Annotated in this window: 11 protein-coding genes and 1 tRNA gene; 6 read left to right on the top strand and 6 right to left on the bottom strand. The window is 68.5% G+C overall.

All coding sequences use genetic code 11. The features are described from left to right. Window positions 1-41 precede the first annotated feature (41 nt). Window positions 42-635, top strand: coding sequence for an SH3 domain-containing protein (locus NVS83_RS23450; protein ID WP_309486200.1), 594 nt, complete (start codon window positions 42-44; stop codon window positions 633-635). A gap of 19 nt (window positions 636-654) precedes the next feature. On the opposite strand, the gene NVS83_RS09805 is transcribed toward NVS83_RS23450, so the two are convergent. Further along, window positions 655-1164 carry an SH3 domain-containing protein gene (locus NVS83_RS09805; RefSeq protein WP_374115048.1) on the bottom strand — a complete coding sequence of 170 codons (510 nt, stop codon included), beginning with the start codon at window positions 1162-1164 and terminating at the stop codon, window positions 655-657. A 478-nt stretch (window positions 1165-1642) separates the two neighbouring features. Between NVS83_RS09805 and NVS83_RS09800 the strand changes: the two genes are divergently transcribed. Together NVS83_RS09800 and NVS83_RS09795 are read left to right on the top strand one after the other, a co-directional pair. Continuing rightward, complete coding sequence (locus tag NVS83_RS09800) at window positions 1643-2644, top strand: 2-hydroxyacid dehydrogenase (RefSeq protein WP_258739145.1); 1002 nt, start codon at window positions 1643-1645, stop codon at window positions 2642-2644. A 105-nt stretch (window positions 2645-2749) separates the two neighbouring features. Beyond that, complete coding sequence (locus NVS83_RS09795) at window positions 2750-3070, top strand: TM2 domain-containing protein (RefSeq protein ID WP_258733012.1); 321 nt, start codon at window positions 2750-2752, stop codon at window positions 3068-3070. 237 nt (window positions 3071-3307) lie between these two features. On the opposite strand, the gene NVS83_RS09790 is transcribed toward NVS83_RS09795, so the two are convergent. Next, on the bottom strand, window positions 3308-4147 hold the full coding sequence (locus tag NVS83_RS09790; protein ID WP_258739144.1) for a HesA/MoeB/ThiF family protein: 840 nt from the start codon (window positions 4145-4147) through the stop codon (window positions 3308-3310). Window positions 4148-4672: 525 nt separating this feature from the next. Here NVS83_RS09790 and NVS83_RS09785 point away from each other — a divergent pair. Continuing rightward, a tRNA-Arg gene (locus NVS83_RS09785) sits at window positions 4673-4749 on the top strand. A gap of 55 nt (window positions 4750-4804) precedes the next feature. On the opposite strand, the gene NVS83_RS09780 is transcribed toward NVS83_RS09785, so the two are convergent. Further along, window positions 4805-5836: an SDR family oxidoreductase gene (locus NVS83_RS09780; protein ID WP_258739143.1), complete on the bottom strand. Its 1032-nt coding sequence runs from the start codon at window positions 5834-5836 to the stop codon at window positions 4805-4807. A 78-nt stretch (window positions 5837-5914) separates the two neighbouring features. Between NVS83_RS09780 and NVS83_RS09775 the strand changes: the two genes are divergently transcribed. Further along, window positions 5915-6499 carry a TetR/AcrR family transcriptional regulator gene (locus NVS83_RS09775; RefSeq protein ID WP_258739142.1) on the top strand — a complete coding sequence of 195 codons (585 nt, stop codon included), beginning with the start codon at window positions 5915-5917 and terminating at the stop codon, window positions 6497-6499. Between the two features lie 589 nt (window positions 6500-7088). Next, on the top strand, window positions 7089-8057 hold the full coding sequence (locus NVS83_RS09770) for a crotonase/enoyl-CoA hydratase family protein (protein WP_258739141.1): 969 nt from the start codon (window positions 7089-7091) through the stop codon (window positions 8055-8057). A gap of 49 nt (window positions 8058-8106) precedes the next feature. Here the strand turns inward: NVS83_RS09770 and NVS83_RS09765 are convergent, their stop codons facing one another. From NVS83_RS09765 to NVS83_RS09755, 3 genes are all read right to left on the bottom strand, one after another. Beyond that, entirely contained in the window at window positions 8107-10617 is a 2511-nt protein-coding gene (locus NVS83_RS09765; RefSeq protein WP_258739140.1) for a hybrid sensor histidine kinase/response regulator, read from the bottom strand. 13 nt (window positions 10618-10630) lie between these two features. Next, window positions 10631-12769 (bottom strand): putative bifunctional diguanylate cyclase/phosphodiesterase, encoded by a 2139-nt coding sequence (locus NVS83_RS09760; protein ID WP_258739733.1) that lies wholly within the window; start codon window positions 12767-12769, stop codon window positions 10631-10633. A 448-nt stretch (window positions 12770-13217) separates the two neighbouring features. Further along, window positions 13218-14441 (bottom strand): GGDEF domain-containing protein, encoded by a 1224-nt coding sequence (locus tag NVS83_RS09755; RefSeq protein ID WP_258739139.1) that lies wholly within the window; start codon window positions 14439-14441, stop codon window positions 13218-13220. Window positions 14442-15385 lie beyond the last annotated feature (944 nt).

Here is a 15385-nt window from a genome sequence, read left to right as displayed (position 1 = left end):
CCGGCTCGAGCGAGGCGGCGCAAGCGCCCGAACTCGAGGAGATGGGGACCTCGTCTCGCCGGCGCTGGTGGCCGATCGCGGCGGCGGCCGCTGGATTGCTGCTCATCGGACTGGTCGTCTGGAGAGAACCTTCCGAGAGGTCGGCGGTCGTCGGGCAGAAAGTGGAGCAACCGGTCCCGGCCACGGTCGAGCCCGCCTCGATCAACGCGGTCGCTGCCGTTCCCGCTGCTCCTGTCCTTCCCGCGCCGTTGGCCGTGCCGCCATCGACCATCCTGCCGCCACAGGCGGAAGCAGGGTCGCCGCTGGCGGAATCACCGTCGCCATCCTCATATCCGCCGCGGCCGGCCAGGAAGCCACCGCCGCCCGCCAGCGCGATGCCCGACGTGCCCTTTCTCTCCGCCGAGCCGGGCGGAACGCCGCAATGGCAGGCTCTCTACACGACGGCGAAGGTGAATTTGCGCTCGGGACCGACCTATGCCGCCCGGCCCATGGCGGTCATCGACCGGGGCCTGCAAGTCTCGCCACTCCGGCAGCAGGGCGAATGGTACGAGGTGCGGGTCGGCGCCTTCGAGGGATGGATAAACGGCAGATATCTCGCCCCAGCTCAAGGGAGTTCGCGCGCGGCCCGCTGGTGAGAAGGCGTTTGCCGCCGCCTCAGTCCAGCTTCTCGCCGGGATAGACCCCCCACAGCTTCTCCTGCTCGATGAAGCCGTCGAAATCGTCGCCGAAGAAGCGGCACCACTTGCCGTCGCAATGCTCGACCTTGCCGAGCACGCCGGATTCGAGCCGCGCCGTCACCGCCGAATCGGCGGCGCGCGAGGCGTGCAGCGACACCGGGTCGCCCTTGCTCCACGGCGTGACCAGCGCGGTACGCCGGCCCGACAGCATGGAATGGTAGATCCACCCTTCCGAACCGTCCGAATCGCGGACCCGGCGCCAGTTCTCGAACTCCGCCGTAACCTCGACCGGCAGGCCGGCGCGGGTGAACACCCAGGCGACCGCATTGTCGCGCGAGGGCCCGGAGCGGACATTGACCTTGTCGGCCTTGATGCTGACGAAGCGCGGCACCGGCAGGCCGCTGGCGCGACCGGCCATGGCGCCGGGCTGCTCGGCCGAGGCCTGCGCATGCGCAGGCGAGCCGCCCGCCACCGTGCCCCCGACCATCGACGCCAGCACCACGCCGCCGACCACCGCCGCCCCGGCCACCAGCGCGATCAGCCGGGCACCGAGCACACGGCCGCCGTTCCGCCGGCCGGTCCGCGCGTTGCCGCGCGCAACCATCCGCGCTTTCGCCGGCGCTTCGGCAATGCGCGCTCCTGCAACATTCGCCCCCGCCCGGCGCGTGCCGGATCGTGCCGCCCTCATCGCAAGCTCGTGCTCAGCCATCGTCTCGTTCACCCCTGTCCCGCACGTCCGTCGCGCGCGTCGATCCCGCATCCCGCACCCTGTCCGGGAACGCGGCCCGGTTTTCGCCCCCGGTCCTCCAGCCGCCACCACGGGACACCGCCTGCACCGCAAATGGGTGCATTTTTGTGTTTCCCGAACCCGTCTGCTAAGGATCGCGTCGCCTACCGGCGCGAGTGTCTCCTCTCAGCGTTAACGGGAGCTTGATCGCCCGGCGCCTGTCCACACGGGGAGTAGAATGGCCCGCAAGAAGCCGCTCGTGGTCGTCACACGCAGGCTGCCCGACAAGATCGAGACGCGCATGCGCGAGCTGTTCGACGCGCGGCTCAATGTCGACGACGTGCCGATGTCCCAGGCCGAGCTCGCCGAGGCCGTGGCCACCGCCGACGTGCTGGTGCCCGCCATCTGCGACCGCATTGACGCCAAGGTGATCGAGGCGGCGGGGCCGAACCTCAAGCTGATCGCCAATTTCGGCAATGGCGTCGACCATATCGACGTCGTCGGCGCCAGCAAGCGCGGCATCACCGTCACCAACACGCCCGGCGTGCTGACGGAAGACACCGCCGACATGACTATGGCGCTGATCCTCGCCGTGCCGCGCCGGCTGACCGAGGGCGCGGCGCTGATCATCAACGAAGACGGCGTGTGGCCCGGCTGGTCGCCGACCTGGATGCTCGGCCACCGCATCTGGGGCAAGCGCCTCGGCATCATCGGCATGGGGCGGATCGGCCAGGCGGTGGCGCGCCGCGCCAAGGCCTTCGGCCTGCAGATCCACTATCACAACCGGCGCCCCCTCCCCGCCCATATCGAGGAGGAGTTGGAGGCGACCTACTGGGACAGCCTCGACCAGATGCTGGCGCGCATGGACATATTGTCCGTGAACTGCCCGCATACGCCGGCGACCTTCCACCTGCTCTCGGCCCGGCGGCTGAAGCTGGTGCGGCGCGACGCCTATATCGTCAACACCGCGCGCGGCGAGGTGATCGACGAGCACGCGCTGATCCGCATGATCGAGAGCGGCGAGATCGCCGGCGCCGGGCTCGACGTGTTCGAGCGCGAGCCGGCGGTAAGCCCGAAGCTCCTGAAGCTGGCGCGCGCCGGCAAGGTCGTGCTGCTGCCGCATATGGGCTCGGCCACGGTCGAGGCGCGCGTCGACACCGGCGAGAAGGTGATCGTCAACATCAAGGCCTTCATGGACGGGCACCGCCTGCCCGACCGCGTGCTACCTGCCATGCTCTAGGCCCGCGCGGGCCGTCCAAAGTCGCTGTCAATTCGTACACTTTTAAGTAGCAAATTCGCCCCGTTATCGCCATTATTGGTTGTATTTCGGGCTGGGAGGCTACTTATGGATACGGGCAAGGTCGGCATGGTGGGCGGCGAGGCCCGCTCGCTCATGCTTTACGAAGCCAACAAGAAGTCGCTGGGCGTCGCCTATGTGCTGTGGTTCTTCCTCGGCGGCGTCGGCGGCCACCGCTTCTATAGCGGGAGGACCGGCAGCGCGGTGGCGCAGCTTCTGCTCACCGTCGCCGGCGTCATCCTGGCCGCCGCCGGCGTCGGCCTGGTGCTGCTGGCGATCGTCGGCATCTGGGTGCTGGTCGACGCTTTCCTGATCCCCGGCTGGATCGCCGGCCACAACAATCTGCTTGCCCACCAGCTTGCGAGCTGAGCGGTCGAGGCTATCCGGACGTGGGGGCGCGCGTTCGGGGCTCCGGTCGCGGACAACCGATTCCTAGGCTCGAATTATAGGGCGGGCTGCCGCCGACGGTAAACGCCCGCCTTTCCCGCGCGAGCTTGATTCAGCCTGATCCCGGAGTCGTCCGAAGCCCGCCGGAGCAACGCCGTTCGTCGGACAGCCTCGGGCGTCCCTGCTCCGCGAGTCGGATCACGTCCCGCAAGCGGCCATCTAGCGCCGGTACGCGGACAGGTCGGTGACGGTGGGATTCGCTCCGGTGATCGGGTTGTCCGGGTCCCAGCCATAGTCCAGCGTCTCGAAGCGCATGGACAGCGTGTCGATCATCAGCAGCCGCCCCACCAGACCCTCGCCGAAGCCGACCACGGCGCGGATCGCCTCCAGCGCCACCAGCGAACCGGCGACGCCCGCCAGCGCGCCGAGAATGCCCGCTTCGGCGCAGCTCGGCACGGTGCCGGCCGGCGGCGGCTCTGGGAACAGGCAGCGATAGGTCGGGTTGGGCATGCCGTCCGGGCCCTTCTCGTGCGGGCGCAGCGTGGTGACGGTGGCATCGAACCGCCCGAGCGCCGCCGTCACCAGCGGCCGCCCGGCAAGTGCGCAGGCGTCCGAGACGAGATAGCGGGTGGCGAAATTGTCCGAGCCGTCGATCACCACGTCGACGCCGGAGACGAGTTCCATGGCGTTGTCGGCGGTGAGGCGGGCTGCCACCCCCTCGAAGGCGACATGCGGGTTGAGCGCGGCGACGAACGCAGCCGCGCTCTCGGTCTTGGGCCGGCCGACCGCGGCGGTGGCATGGATGACCTGGCGCTGCAGGTTCGACAGAGACACCTCGTCATCGTCCACCACCACCAGCCGCCCGACGCCGGCGGCAGCGAGATAGAGCAGCACCGGCGCGCCGAGGCCGCCGGCCCCGACCACCAGCATGCTGGCCTTCTTCAGCTTCTGCTGCCCGGGGCCGCCGATTTCCGGCAGCACGAGATGGCGCGCATAGCGCTCCACCTCCTCGGGCGAGAAGCGGGCACGCGCGGCGGCGGGAGGAGCGTCCGTGTTCATGCAGGCTATATAGCAACGAACCGCGCCCCCGCCATCGCCACGGTTCATCCGCCGTGGGCTCGTGCGGGGATGAGGCGGCGGAAGGGTTGCGGCGGGTGAGCCACCGAAAGAGGAGCCCCCGCCCCGGTGCGGCCGACCGTCCGATACGTGTCGCGGTCATCGGCCCTGCCGCGATACCGGAGCGGTGAACCGCGGGGCGGATGGCGACCGGCAGTCAGCCGGGCGCGGTATGGTTGGCCATGGCCGGCGTGTCGCAGCGCACGGCGTGTCACGGCCGCGATGGCGGGTGGTGGTCGGTGGACTGCCGCGTCACGGTTGGGTTGGCCGCAGGGCGCATGCCACGGCGTGGGAGAAAGCGGCGGCCTTGGGGGCCTGACAGTTTTGATGCGGCACGCCGCAGACAAGGCGTCGCATCACGGCGCGGATGCTCATTGGCCCGCGATCGATCCATCGGAGCGGCCGTCGAGCCTGTTGCCCGTACCGGCGGCTTCGACTATGAAAGCCGGGCGCCGGTCACGGCCCGACGCACCCGTAGCTCAGCTGGATAGAGCGTTGCCCTCCGAAGGCAAAGGTCGCACGTTCGAATCGTGCCGGGTGCGCCAGTTTACCGGACGAGATTCGAGCTGCGGTTACTTCGCCCGTCTGAACGCGAGGTTGTCAGCCTCTCGCCAGCAAGCCCAACCGGACGAGGCTTTCCGCCGTTGCGACAATGGCCTCTTCACGGGGCCGTGGCGTCCAGCCGAGCAGGCGTATGGCCCTTTCGCTCGTCGCATTCAGGTTGAGGCCCAACAGGGGAACCGCTCCGCGCAATGCCGGGTCCGTGAGCGCCCCCCGACGTACCGCCTCGTCAGGAACAACCTCGGTGGAGACCTTGTCGGCGGCCGCTCCCACGCGGTCCTTCAGAACTTGGGCGACGTCGGCCAGCCACATGCTTTCGCCAGCGATCGCCAGGAAGCGCTCACCCTTGGCGGCTGTGTGGGTCATCGCCCGCACGTGCAGGTCCGCCACATCCCGCACGTCTACGAAGCCGGAATTGATCCTCGGCTGTCCCGGCTGTCCGTCCAGCATGTTCTTGATCAGCCGGATGGAGTGCGAATAGTCGGCACCCAGCACCGGACCCAGCACGGCCACCGGATTGACGACGGACAGTTCCATCCCCTCTCCCTCGCGGGCAATGAAATCCCAGGCCGCCCGTTCCGAGAGGGTCTTGGATTTCTGATACGGCCAGACATTGCCGGCCGTCAGGTCGCTCCAATCAGTCTCGTTGAAGGGCCGCTCCATTGGACCGTGGCCGGCGCAGATTGCGCCAAAGGCCGAGGTCAGCACAACGCGCTTGACGCCGGCATTTCGTGCCGCCCGAAGCACCCGCAAATTGCCGTCCACCGCCGGCCTGATCCAATCCTCTTCGCTTGTCTGGCCGCCGGTCGGCGTCGGCGAGGCCCCGTGCATCGCGTAAGCGCATCCCGCGGTCGCTTCCGCCCAGCCCACGTCGGCGGTGAGATCGGCAACAATGAATGACAGTCGCTCGCCCGGCTCGGCGCCGCCCAGTTTGAGATGGCTTCGCACTTCCGCTTCGCGGGCCAGCGAGCGCACAGTGGTGCGCACGCAATAGCCGGCGTCCAGCAGCGCAAGCATGCAATACTGGGCTATGAACCCGGTTCCCCCCGTCACCAAGACCGTCTCGACCATACGCCGCTCCATTGCGCTGAAAGTCTACACGTGTAGACTTCGGATGAGAACCTATGTCTACAGGTGTAGAGTTGCAAGATGACGAGCGAGAACCGACCAAGACGGCGCGACGCCGCCGCCACGCGGGCGGCGATCCTGAGCTCTGCCCGCGAGGTGTTCGCCCGCTTGGGATATGACGGTGCCGGCTTGCGCGAGATCGCCGCGGGGGCCGGGGTCACCGCCATGCTGGTCAACCGCTATTTTGGCGGCAAGGAGCAGCTTTTCGCCGAGGCGATCGCGGCGGCCAACTCCGCGCCGATCATCGCCACGGAACGGGTATTGAAGTCGGAGCATCCAGGCGCGGCCATAGCGGAGGCGCTCGTTCAGATAACCGCGCCGGGAGCCAAACCGCTCGACGGCTTTCTGATATTGCTGAATTCAGCATCAAGCGCCCGCGCCGCGCGGATCGGTCGTGAAGTTATCGAGGTCGCCCCTCAGAAGACGGTCGCGGCCATGCTGGAAGGAGAGAACGTCGAGCAGCGCGCCGCGCTGATCCTGTCGCTTGTCGCGGGCTTCCAGATGATGCGGCAGGAGATCGGCCTCGGTGCTCTTGCCGATTCCGATCCGAAGGTCCTGGTGGATTTGCTCGCCCCGCTGTTCGAGCGCCTGGTCAAAGATGTCTGATGGGAAGTGAACCCCCGCGCGACGACCGCGCGTCGCCCCCTTCGCCCGCCCGGTGAATCGGCCCCCGGACGCTTCGGCGGGCCCGCTTTCGGCGACACGGTGCGCTGGTCGCGAAGGCGTCCGCGAGACCGCTTTCCAACCCGTCTCTCGTCTCTGACCGAACATCCTTCGCTCCCCCCCGCACCGGACGTCCCTCGGTCAGTCCCTGGGCCTAGCCGAAGGTTCGGAACCCTGGCACGGCGGCACGCGCCCGGCGCGTCGGACCGCCGACTCGCCCCTGCGCTGAACCGGCCAATCTCCATCTTCATCCCTCCCGACCGCGGCGCCCGTCGCGGCGCCCTGCGGGCCCACCGCGCCACCTCCCCCTTCGCCTTCCCCGCGCCCATCCTTCGCCGGCTCAGTGCCATCCTTCATGGCACGCGAAGGCCTGCGAATGCACAATTTCGGGTCATTCGGAACGGGCAGGGCAGCTAAACGCGAATCGCTTCTGGCTCTCGCGCCGACTCGCACGCCTAATGGGAAGCGAACTGCCCGCGCGGCGTTATCCGAGCGGCAGTGCCTGGTTCACAAACCCACATGGAGCGAGAAGATGTCCCTCATCAGCATGGAAAACGACACCCCCGCCCGTGCCGGCGCATTCGCCGACGCCACCAACCTGGCGACGGAACGAGCGGCCCGCGCGATCTGCGACAATGGCTACGACAACATCCGCCTCAGCATCGACGCCGCGAGCGCCATCTGCTGGTGCTACATGAAGCCGCTCGGCAAGCCGTCCTACACCCATGAGCTGATGGGCGACATCAGCCGGATGCAGGCGACCATCACCCGCAGCTTCGCCGAACTGCCGGGCCCCGCCGCCGCGCCGTTCTCCTGGTTCGTCATGGCCTCCGACGTGCCCGGCATCTACAATTTGGGCGGCGACCTCGGCCATTTCGCCCAGCGCATCCGCACCGGCGACCTCGACGCCATGCGCCATTACGGCCATGTCGCCGTGAAGGCCATCCACCGCAACGCCGTCGCCTTCGAGGCGCCGGTCGTCACCATGGCGCTGGTGCAGGGCGACGCGCTGGGCGGAGGGTTCGAGCACGCGCTTTCCTTCGACCTGATCGTCGCCGAGCGCAGCGCCAAGCTCGGCCTGCCGGAGATCCTGTTCAACATGTTCCCCGGCATGGGCGCCTATAGCTTCCTGAAGCGCCGCATGGGGCGCAACAGGGCCGAGGCGCTCATCCTGTCGGGCCGCGTGCACACGGCCGAGGAGCTCTTCGAGATGGGCGTCGTCGACGTTCTGGCGGAGGACGGGCAGGGCCGCCAGGCCACCATCGACTACATCGCCCGCCACAGCCGCAAGCAGAACGCGCACCAGGCGGTCTACCGGGCGCGGCGGCGGGTCGATCCGGTAACGCTGGAGGAACTGATCGACGTCGTCGACATCTGGGCCGAGGCGGCCATGAACCTGACCGAGGCCGACCTGCGCAAGATGGACCGGCTGTGCGCCGCGCAGAACCGGCGACTGGCGGGCCTGTTAACCCCAACCCCGATGTTGACGGCGGCGGAGTGATGCCTGCGTCCGGCGCACCGGCGGGCGCGGCGCCCGCCGGTGTATCTCGTCACCCGAGACCAACCATGCGCTCCGAGCAGGCGCGCATGGCTTCGCGCGTCCGGTTCAGCTCGGTCCGCGCCTGGCGCTCCAGCTCGGCGGCCCGGGCGCGCAGCTCCTCGGCGCGGAGCTCGCGCCACGGCGCGCACAGCACGCTGAGCGACAGGGCGCCGACATTGGCCGAACTGCTCTGGAGGGCGTGGGCCTCGTCGCGGAAGGCCAGGAGATCGCCGCGCCGTGCGGTCTCGACCAGCCGCGCGAGGATCATCTCCGCGTCCACCAGATAGTCCTCCATCAGCTCGGTCACGAAGCGCGGACCGCCGAGCTCACACAGGCTTTCGATCGCCCTGTCGTCGAGGCTGGGCGGACCGAACGGGTCGAGCATGGCGGGCGACAGGCGCTGCGGCAGAGATCCGGACAAAGATCCGCCCTCGCCGCCGGAGGCCAGCCGGTCCACCGCCGCCAAAAGGGTCGCCGGCTCGACCGGCTTGATCAGGCAGTCGTCCATGCCCGCCTGCTGCCAGCGCCCGTCGCGCTGTGCGCTCGCATCGGCGGTCAGCCCGACGATCGGCAGCCGCCGCTCGCCGGTCGCCATCATGCGGTAGAGCTTGGTGGCCTCCAGCCCGTCCATGTCGGGCATGTTGAAGTCCATCAGCACCAGATCGAAATCGTCCGCCTTGTCGGTGAGCACGTCGAGCGCCTGCTCGCCGCTCTCGACGATCAGCACCGAATGGTCGGCACCCTCGAGGATGCGGCGGAACACGCGCTGATTGATGCGGTTGTCGTCCGCCAGCAGAAGGCGCCGCGGCTCGCCGGGGCGCAGCGCGCGCGGCGGCTCCGCCGGGCTTGCCAGCGGGGCGACCAGCCGGCAGGCGGTGGTCATGGCGCGCTTGAGCTCGATCACCGTAGTGCCGGTGGCGAGCAGGCTCGCACAGCGCTGGCGGATCTCGAGGTCCGGCAGGCCGGGATCGGCGTCGGGCCTCAGCATCACCGCCTTGGGCGGCGCGCCGTTCGAGGCCGGCGCCAGCAAGGGCAGGTTGTGGGTGTCGGGCTCGTAGAGCAGGCGGATCGCACCGGCCGCCTCGGGCGGGAACATCCGCGCCGGGCCGAGCGCGGGATTGGCGATCAGCGGCCGGATGCCGAGCGAGGACAGCGCCGCGACCACGCCGGCGAGCGGCTTCGCGTCGCGGCAGACGAGGACGACGCCGCGCCGGCGCCACGGCTCCTCGCCGTCGAACCCCTCGTCCGGCACGGTGGCGAGCGGCACCTCGATGCGGAAGGTGCTGCCCTCGCCCGGCGCGCTCTCGACCGAGATCGAGCCTCCCATCAGCTCGATCAGCCGCCGCGTGATGGACAGGCCCAGCCCCGTGCCGCCGAAGCGGTTGAGGATGCTCGAATTGGCCTGGGTGAAATCCTCGAAGATGCGCCCCTGGTCGGCCGCAGCGATGCCGATGCCGGTATCGGTGACCTCGACCGCCAGCCGCAGCCTTCCATCCTCGCCCGGCTGCGCGTCCATGGCGAGCGTCACGCCGCCCGCATGGGTGAACTTGACCGCGTTGCCCACCAGGTTGATCAGCACCTCGTGCAGGTGCTGGCGGCTGCCGGACAGGATCAGCGGCGTGCGCGGCGTGACGTGGATGTCGAAGCTGAGGCCCCGCTCGCGGACCTGGCTCTCGACCAGCCGGCGCGCGTCGAGCAGCAGGGCGAGCACGTCGAAGGGCTCGTCGGGCACCGGCATCCGGCCGGCCTCGATGCGCGAGAGGTCGAGCAGGCTGTTGATGAGGGAGCGCAGCGAGCGGGTGGCAACGTCCACCGTCTCCACCATCTCGCGCTGCTCGCTGGCGAGCGGGGTGCCGCGCAGCAGCCCGGTCATGCCGACGATGGCGGTGAGCGGGGTGCGCAGCTCGTGGCTGACGCTGGCTAGGAACAGGCTCTTCGCCTGGCTCGCCTCCTCGGCCACCCTTGTGGCGAGCGAGAGCTTGCGTATCAGCGTGCCCGAATAGGCGGGGAGGATGACGAGGCCGATCAGCAGGCCGGCCGAGAGATGCCATTGCTGGTACCAGAACGGCGTGGTCCACACCACGACCCCGAAGCTGAGCGTGGCGATCGGAATGGCGATGGCGAGGGAGGCGAGGCCGAAGCGGAAGCCGTTGCCGAAGATCACCCACAGATAGATCGGGTAGAACAGCGAGGCGATCTCGCCGCCGAGATGAAGCTGCCAGGAGAGGAAGCAGCAGTCGAGCAGCAGCGAGAACAGACGGCGCCCACGCGAGACACCCGGAAACAGCACGATGTGGCCGAGCACGGCGAGGGCGAGTGGGATGTAGAGCGACATCACCCGCAGCGAGTCGTCCACCACGCCCGTGCTGCGATTGACCAGCAGGACGGCGACGATGATGGAGGCGAAGATGAGCCGGTTGAAGCTCATCTCGTGCTCGCTGTCGGGGCGGTTGCGCAGTCGCCCCGACAGCCGACGGAACGACGCGCCCAGCCGCCGACCGGCCCCTGACCAGGTCGACATATCTGCTTCCTGCCTAAAGCGCCCCGCAGACGCCTTCGCCACCTCGCGTGGTCAACCACTCGGCGAAGGACTCGGACGGGACCGGACGGCTGAAATAATATCCCTGAACCTCGTCGCAGCCTTCCGCCCGCAGCATGGCGAGCTGCGCTTCCTCCTCCACCCCTTCCGCGAGCACCTGGAGGTTCAGTATGTGCCCGAGATCGATGATGGTGCGCACGATGGCGAGCGCGCGCGGATCATTGGCCAGATCCTTGACGAAGGAACGGTCAATCTTGAGGCGGTGCAGAGGGAAGTTGCGAATATAGTTCAGCGACGAATAGCCGGTGCCGAAATCGTCCACCGAGAGGCTCACCCCGATCGAGCGCAGCAGCTCCATCTGGGTGACGATCTGCTCGTCATGGCTGATCAGGATGCCCTCGGTCAGTTCCAGCTCCAGCGAGGCGGGCGGCAGGCCGCTGCTGTCCAGCACGTCGCGCACCAGCTCGCTGACCTTCTGCCGCCGGAACTGGATCGGCGAGAGATTGACCGCGATGCGCAGCACGCCGAGCCCGGTCTCCTGCCAGACCACGCCCTGGCGGCAGGCCTCCCTCAGCACCCACTCGTTGATCGGCAGGATGAGGCCGGTTTCCTCGGCGAGGCCGAGGAACGCGTCGGGGGAGAGAATCCCGCGCCGGGGATGGCGCCAGCGCAGCAGCGCCTCCGCCCCGACCACGCCCCCGCTCCGCAAGTCGATCAGCGGCTGGTAGTAGAGCACGAACTCCTGGCGCTTCAGCGCGCTGCGCAGTTCCCCCTCGAGCTCCGCCTTCTGGCTCGCCCGCGGCGCCATGTCGGCGGCGAAGAACCGCCACGTGTTCCCGCCGACCGATTTGGCAAGGTACATCGCCTGGTCGGAATTGCGCAGCAGCTCGTCGGGATCGGCGCCATCCAGCGGGGCGATGGTGACGCCGATGCTGGCGCCGATCCTCGGCAGCTGCAGGTTCTCGTCTTCGGCCGTGAGCATGTCGAGGATCGCCTGCGCGAGGCGTCCGGCATCCTCGGCCCCGTCGATGTCGGGCTGAAGCACCGCGAACTCGTCGCCGCCGAGGCGGGCCACGGTGACGCCCGGACCCACGAGCTGCTCGAGCCCTTCCGCCACACTCTGCAGCAGCCTGTCGCCCCAGTGGTGGCCGCGCGCGTCGTTGACCGCCTTGAAGCGGTCGAGATCGATGAAGTGCAGGGCGAAATTCTGGTCGCCGCGGCGCCCGCGCGCCAGCTCGCGCCGCAGATGATCGCGCAGCATCAGCCGGTTCGGCAGGCCGGTGAGCGAATCGTGGCTGGCGAGATATTCGAGCCGCCTCTCCGCCTGCCGCCGCTGGGTGATGTCGATCGAGCTGGTGAGGATGCTGGTGATGCGCCCCGCGCCGTCATAGAGCGGCGCCTTGCTGGTGAGGTAGATGCGGTGCTCGCCTTCCGGCGTCGTCACCTCCTCCTCGCGCGGGGCGAGGGGTCGCTCGGTCTTCAGCACCAGCTGGTCGAGCCGGCGGTTGAGCTGGCCCCGCTCCTCGCCCAGCAGCACCTCGACCGGATGACCCACGAGGTCGGCGGGCACCTTGCCGACGAAGGCCGCCTGATGGGCGTTCACCAGCACGCAGCGCCCTTCCATGTCGACCGCGTTGATGAGCGCGGGAACGGTGTCGACCACCTGGGCGAGCGCCTCCCGGCTCTCGCGCAGCTGCATGTCCTTAGCGTTGAGGTTCATCTCCAGGAGATGCGCACGCCGGGTGATCAGCAGGTGCTGCTCGCGCAGCTTCAGCAGGTTGCGCGCCCGCGCCAGAAACTCGACATGGTCCACCGGGCTGAGCAGGAAGTCCGTCGCCCCCGCTTCCAGCGAGGAGACGCGGAAGCTGCGGTCGTCATAGGCGGTGACGACGATGATCGGCAGGTCCCGGTGCTGGGGCAGCGCCCGCACGGCGGCGATCAGCGCCGCGCCGTTCAACTGCGGCATCTTGTAGTCGGTGATGATGAGGTCCGCAGTATTCTCGGTCAGCCAGTGCAGTGCCTTTCGCGCGCTTTCGAAAGCGCGCACCCGAACATCCGGCTGCAACTGCCGCGACAACTCCGAGTAGATACGCCGGTTCGTTGAGCTATCGTCGACTATTAATATTAGGGGCATCACTGCTTGAGCCTTCGGACGCGAAACGAACCAGTTCCTGCTCACAGTACGGTGAAACAGCTTGAAGCGATACGAGGCGGCGCTGAATTTCACCTTGTCCGCGCCGGCGCCGGCGCCGGTCGCCGGCCGCGTCCCGCGTGCGAAGAACAAGGGAATGCGCGGCCGCTCGGGCCGCCTCCGGTCGGTCCGGTGGAAGCTGATATCGCTTTTTATTCAGTAGCTTGCGGAAACCCGGCGGATGGTCCGGCCCGATTCCGTCGCCCTGCCCGGCGGTATCCATTTCCTCACAGCCTCGTTCCGTCATGTGGGAAGCGCCTCCCGGATCCCTGCGGCCTCGATTCACAGCCTCGATCGGTGCCCCACTCCCCGGCGCCCCACTCCCCAGCGGCTCTGTCGTCCGGCCGACATCACCTCGCCTCGTCGCGCGCCCGAGCGGCGCGACGCCGCCTCACGGCTCATCGAACACCACCCGATTCCGGCCCTCCGCCTTGGCCCGGTAGAGCGCCCTGTCCGCGCGCTCGATCAGCGCGAGCGCGTCACGGTCCGCGCCATGGCTGGTGGTGCAGCCGATGCTCGCCGTCACCTCGACCAGAACGCTGGCGTTGGCGCCCGTGCCGGTGGCAATCGGCGCGCGAATAGTCGCCAGCAGCCGTTCGGCCAGCGTCATGGCGCTCTCCGTATCCGTCCCCGGCAGCAGGATCGCGAATTCCTCCCCGCCCATCCGCGCCATCACGTCGGAGGTCCGCAGCGCCGCGAGCCCGCGCTCGGCGAGCGCGCGCAGAACGTCGTCCCCCGCGCTGTGGCCGTAGCGGTCGTTGATCGACTTGAACCAGTCGACGTCGAGCAGCAGCAGCGAGCAGGCCGAGCCGCCGGCCGCCGCCTCCAGCAGCGCCGCCTGCGTGTCCTCGATCAGCCGGCGCCGGTTCCACAGCCCGGTCAGCGGGTCCGACACTGCGAGCTGGCGCAGTTGCTGCTCGGTCTGGCGGTGGGCTGTCACGTCCCACCACGACATGACGAAATAGTCGCCGATCCAGCGATAGCGGAACTGCACCATGCGGGTCAGCCCGTCCCGGCACAGCACCTTCCACTCGCTGGTGGCGGTGAGGCTGCGGTCGAGCCGCGTCTCCTCAGTCTTCGCCTTCCACTCCGCGAAGGCCGCGTCGCGCTCGGCCGGATCGGGGAAGCCGACCGCCCACCAGTCGTCGTGCTGGATGATGTCCTGGTCGTCATACAGGAAGAACTCGTCCGCCACCTTGTTGTAGAACAGGGCGTTGAGGTCGCGGTCGTAGAGCTCGATCGGCGCGGGAAGCTGTTCGAGGATTTCGAGGAAATCGCCCCGCAGCGACCGCGACGAGGGCTCGCCGAGCGTGAGAAGCCGGTGCTCGTCGGTCAGCGGGCTCAGCGCCGCCGCGAACCGCAGCGGCTCTCCCGACGTATCATGGAGCAAGAGCTGGACGCTGGGTTCCCGCCCCGGCGCGGCCGCGAGCGCGCGACCGAGAGCGAGGGCGTCCTCGACGCCGGCGACGTCGGCAAGCAGCGGCGGCGCCTCCTCCACGCCGTCGAGCCGCCCGCCGAATAGGGCCCGCGCGGGCGGATTGGCAGCGACGACACGGGACGAGGAAACCCCGACCACAAGGAGCGGCACGTCGACGGCGTCAATCCATCGGAACATGGGACCGCGTCATCGGAGCTTGTCCTGCGTCGACGTCGGGCAATGGCGGACGTGGTCCAACCCGAGCGGGTGGAAGGAGACGGTGCAAGCGAAAGCGTCCTTTGCCGGCATGGCCAAGTCAATGTCTAATGCGGGACCAAGCGACGCGGGGAGGAACGGAGGGATCGTTATTTGCCGGCTATGCCTTGCCCACGGACGGCGCGGCGCGGTGCTCCGGACGGAAACGGCGGCGTTCCGCGGGCGAACAATGGCCGCGACCTGGCTCGGAAGTTCTCAGGCCGTGGGCGCAGGGATGGTTGCGGACTGGCGATGGATAGCGGGAGGATATCGCGTGCTGGATGTCTGCATGCCCGGAGCATCGGCGGAGGCAGTGCGCCGGTCAGCTGCCGGGTTTCGACCGTCGGCAGATGACGGCTCCACGACGGCAGCGAACAAGCCGAGTTCGGACGTGGCGATGCCTCTTCGGCAGACAGGCGATAGCGGATTCATCACCTATTCGAACGCGGCCAAGCGCGAGTGCTCGGTGTCGCTGCCGCGACGCTCGACGCATCGCCCAATGATGGTTTGCCGACGTTAGTATAGCTTGCCGATCGTCAAACGCCGCTTGTCTCGGCGGCCGTGGCGCCAGCGTCGGCCGATGGTGCTGACGGCTGTCGTCCAGCGGCCCGGCGGCCCGGCGACCGATGGACCACGTCGGCAGTTTGCGGCGTTTCGGGTTTGCTCGGCTCGAACTGCCGACGGGCGCGTTCGTGATTTCGCGTTGCGGACCGCCCCGGCGAGTGCCGGCTACTGGCGCCCTCCCTTCCTTGCGCCCCGAACGCACAAAACCCCGCTTGTGGTTTGAGCCACGGGCGGGGTTTTGAGTGTTTGGTATCGTATGAGAAGCGCGCTGTTCTTTGCAGGCCTGGCGGCGACCTACTCTCCCAGGTCTTGAGACATAGTAC

The sequence above is a fragment of the Ancylobacter mangrovi genome (assembly GCF_024752335.1).
GTDB lineage: Bacteria > Pseudomonadota > Alphaproteobacteria > Rhizobiales > Xanthobacteraceae > Ancylobacter > Ancylobacter mangrovi.
The sequence above is the reverse complement of the archived record's forward strand: the minus strand, read 5'-3'. Positions and strand labels throughout refer to the sequence as shown.

Excerpts from the sequence above, each read along its gene's own strand:
- NVS83_RS09795 (WP_258733012.1), top strand. The coding sequence starts at position 2,750 with ATGGATACGGGCAAGGTCGGCATGGTGGGCGGCGAGGCCCGCTCGCTC.
- NVS83_RS09755 (WP_258739139.1), bottom strand. The coding sequence starts at position 14,441 with ATGTTCCGATGGATTGACGCCGTCGACGTGCCGCTCCTTGTGGTCGGG.
- NVS83_RS23450 (WP_309486200.1), top strand. The coding sequence starts at position 42 with ATGGGGACCTCGTCTCGCCGGCGCTGGTGGCCGATCGCGGCGGCGGCC.
- NVS83_RS09765 (WP_258739140.1), bottom strand. The coding sequence starts at position 10,617 with ATGTCGACCTGGTCAGGGGCCGGTCGGCGGCTGGGCGCGTCGTTCCGT.
- NVS83_RS09775 (WP_258739142.1), top strand. The coding sequence starts at position 5,915 with ATGACGAGCGAGAACCGACCAAGACGGCGCGACGCCGCCGCCACGCGG.
- NVS83_RS09800 (WP_258739145.1), top strand. The coding sequence starts at position 1,643 with ATGGCCCGCAAGAAGCCGCTCGTGGTCGTCACACGCAGGCTGCCCGAC.
- NVS83_RS09780 (WP_258739143.1), bottom strand. The coding sequence starts at position 5,836 with ATGGTCGAGACGGTCTTGGTGACGGGGGGAACCGGGTTCATAGCCCAG.
- NVS83_RS09770 (WP_258739141.1), top strand. The coding sequence starts at position 7,089 with ATGTCCCTCATCAGCATGGAAAACGACACCCCCGCCCGTGCCGGCGCA.
- NVS83_RS09790 (WP_258739144.1), bottom strand. The coding sequence starts at position 4,147 with ATGAACACGGACGCTCCTCCCGCCGCCGCGCGTGCCCGCTTCTCGCCC.
- NVS83_RS09805 (WP_374115048.1), bottom strand. The coding sequence starts at position 1,164 with ATGGTCGGGGGCACGGTGGCGGGCGGCTCGCCTGCGCATGCGCAGGCC.
- NVS83_RS09760 (WP_258739733.1), bottom strand. The coding sequence starts at position 12,769 with ATGCCCCTAATATTAATAGTCGACGATAGCTCAACGAACCGGCGTATC.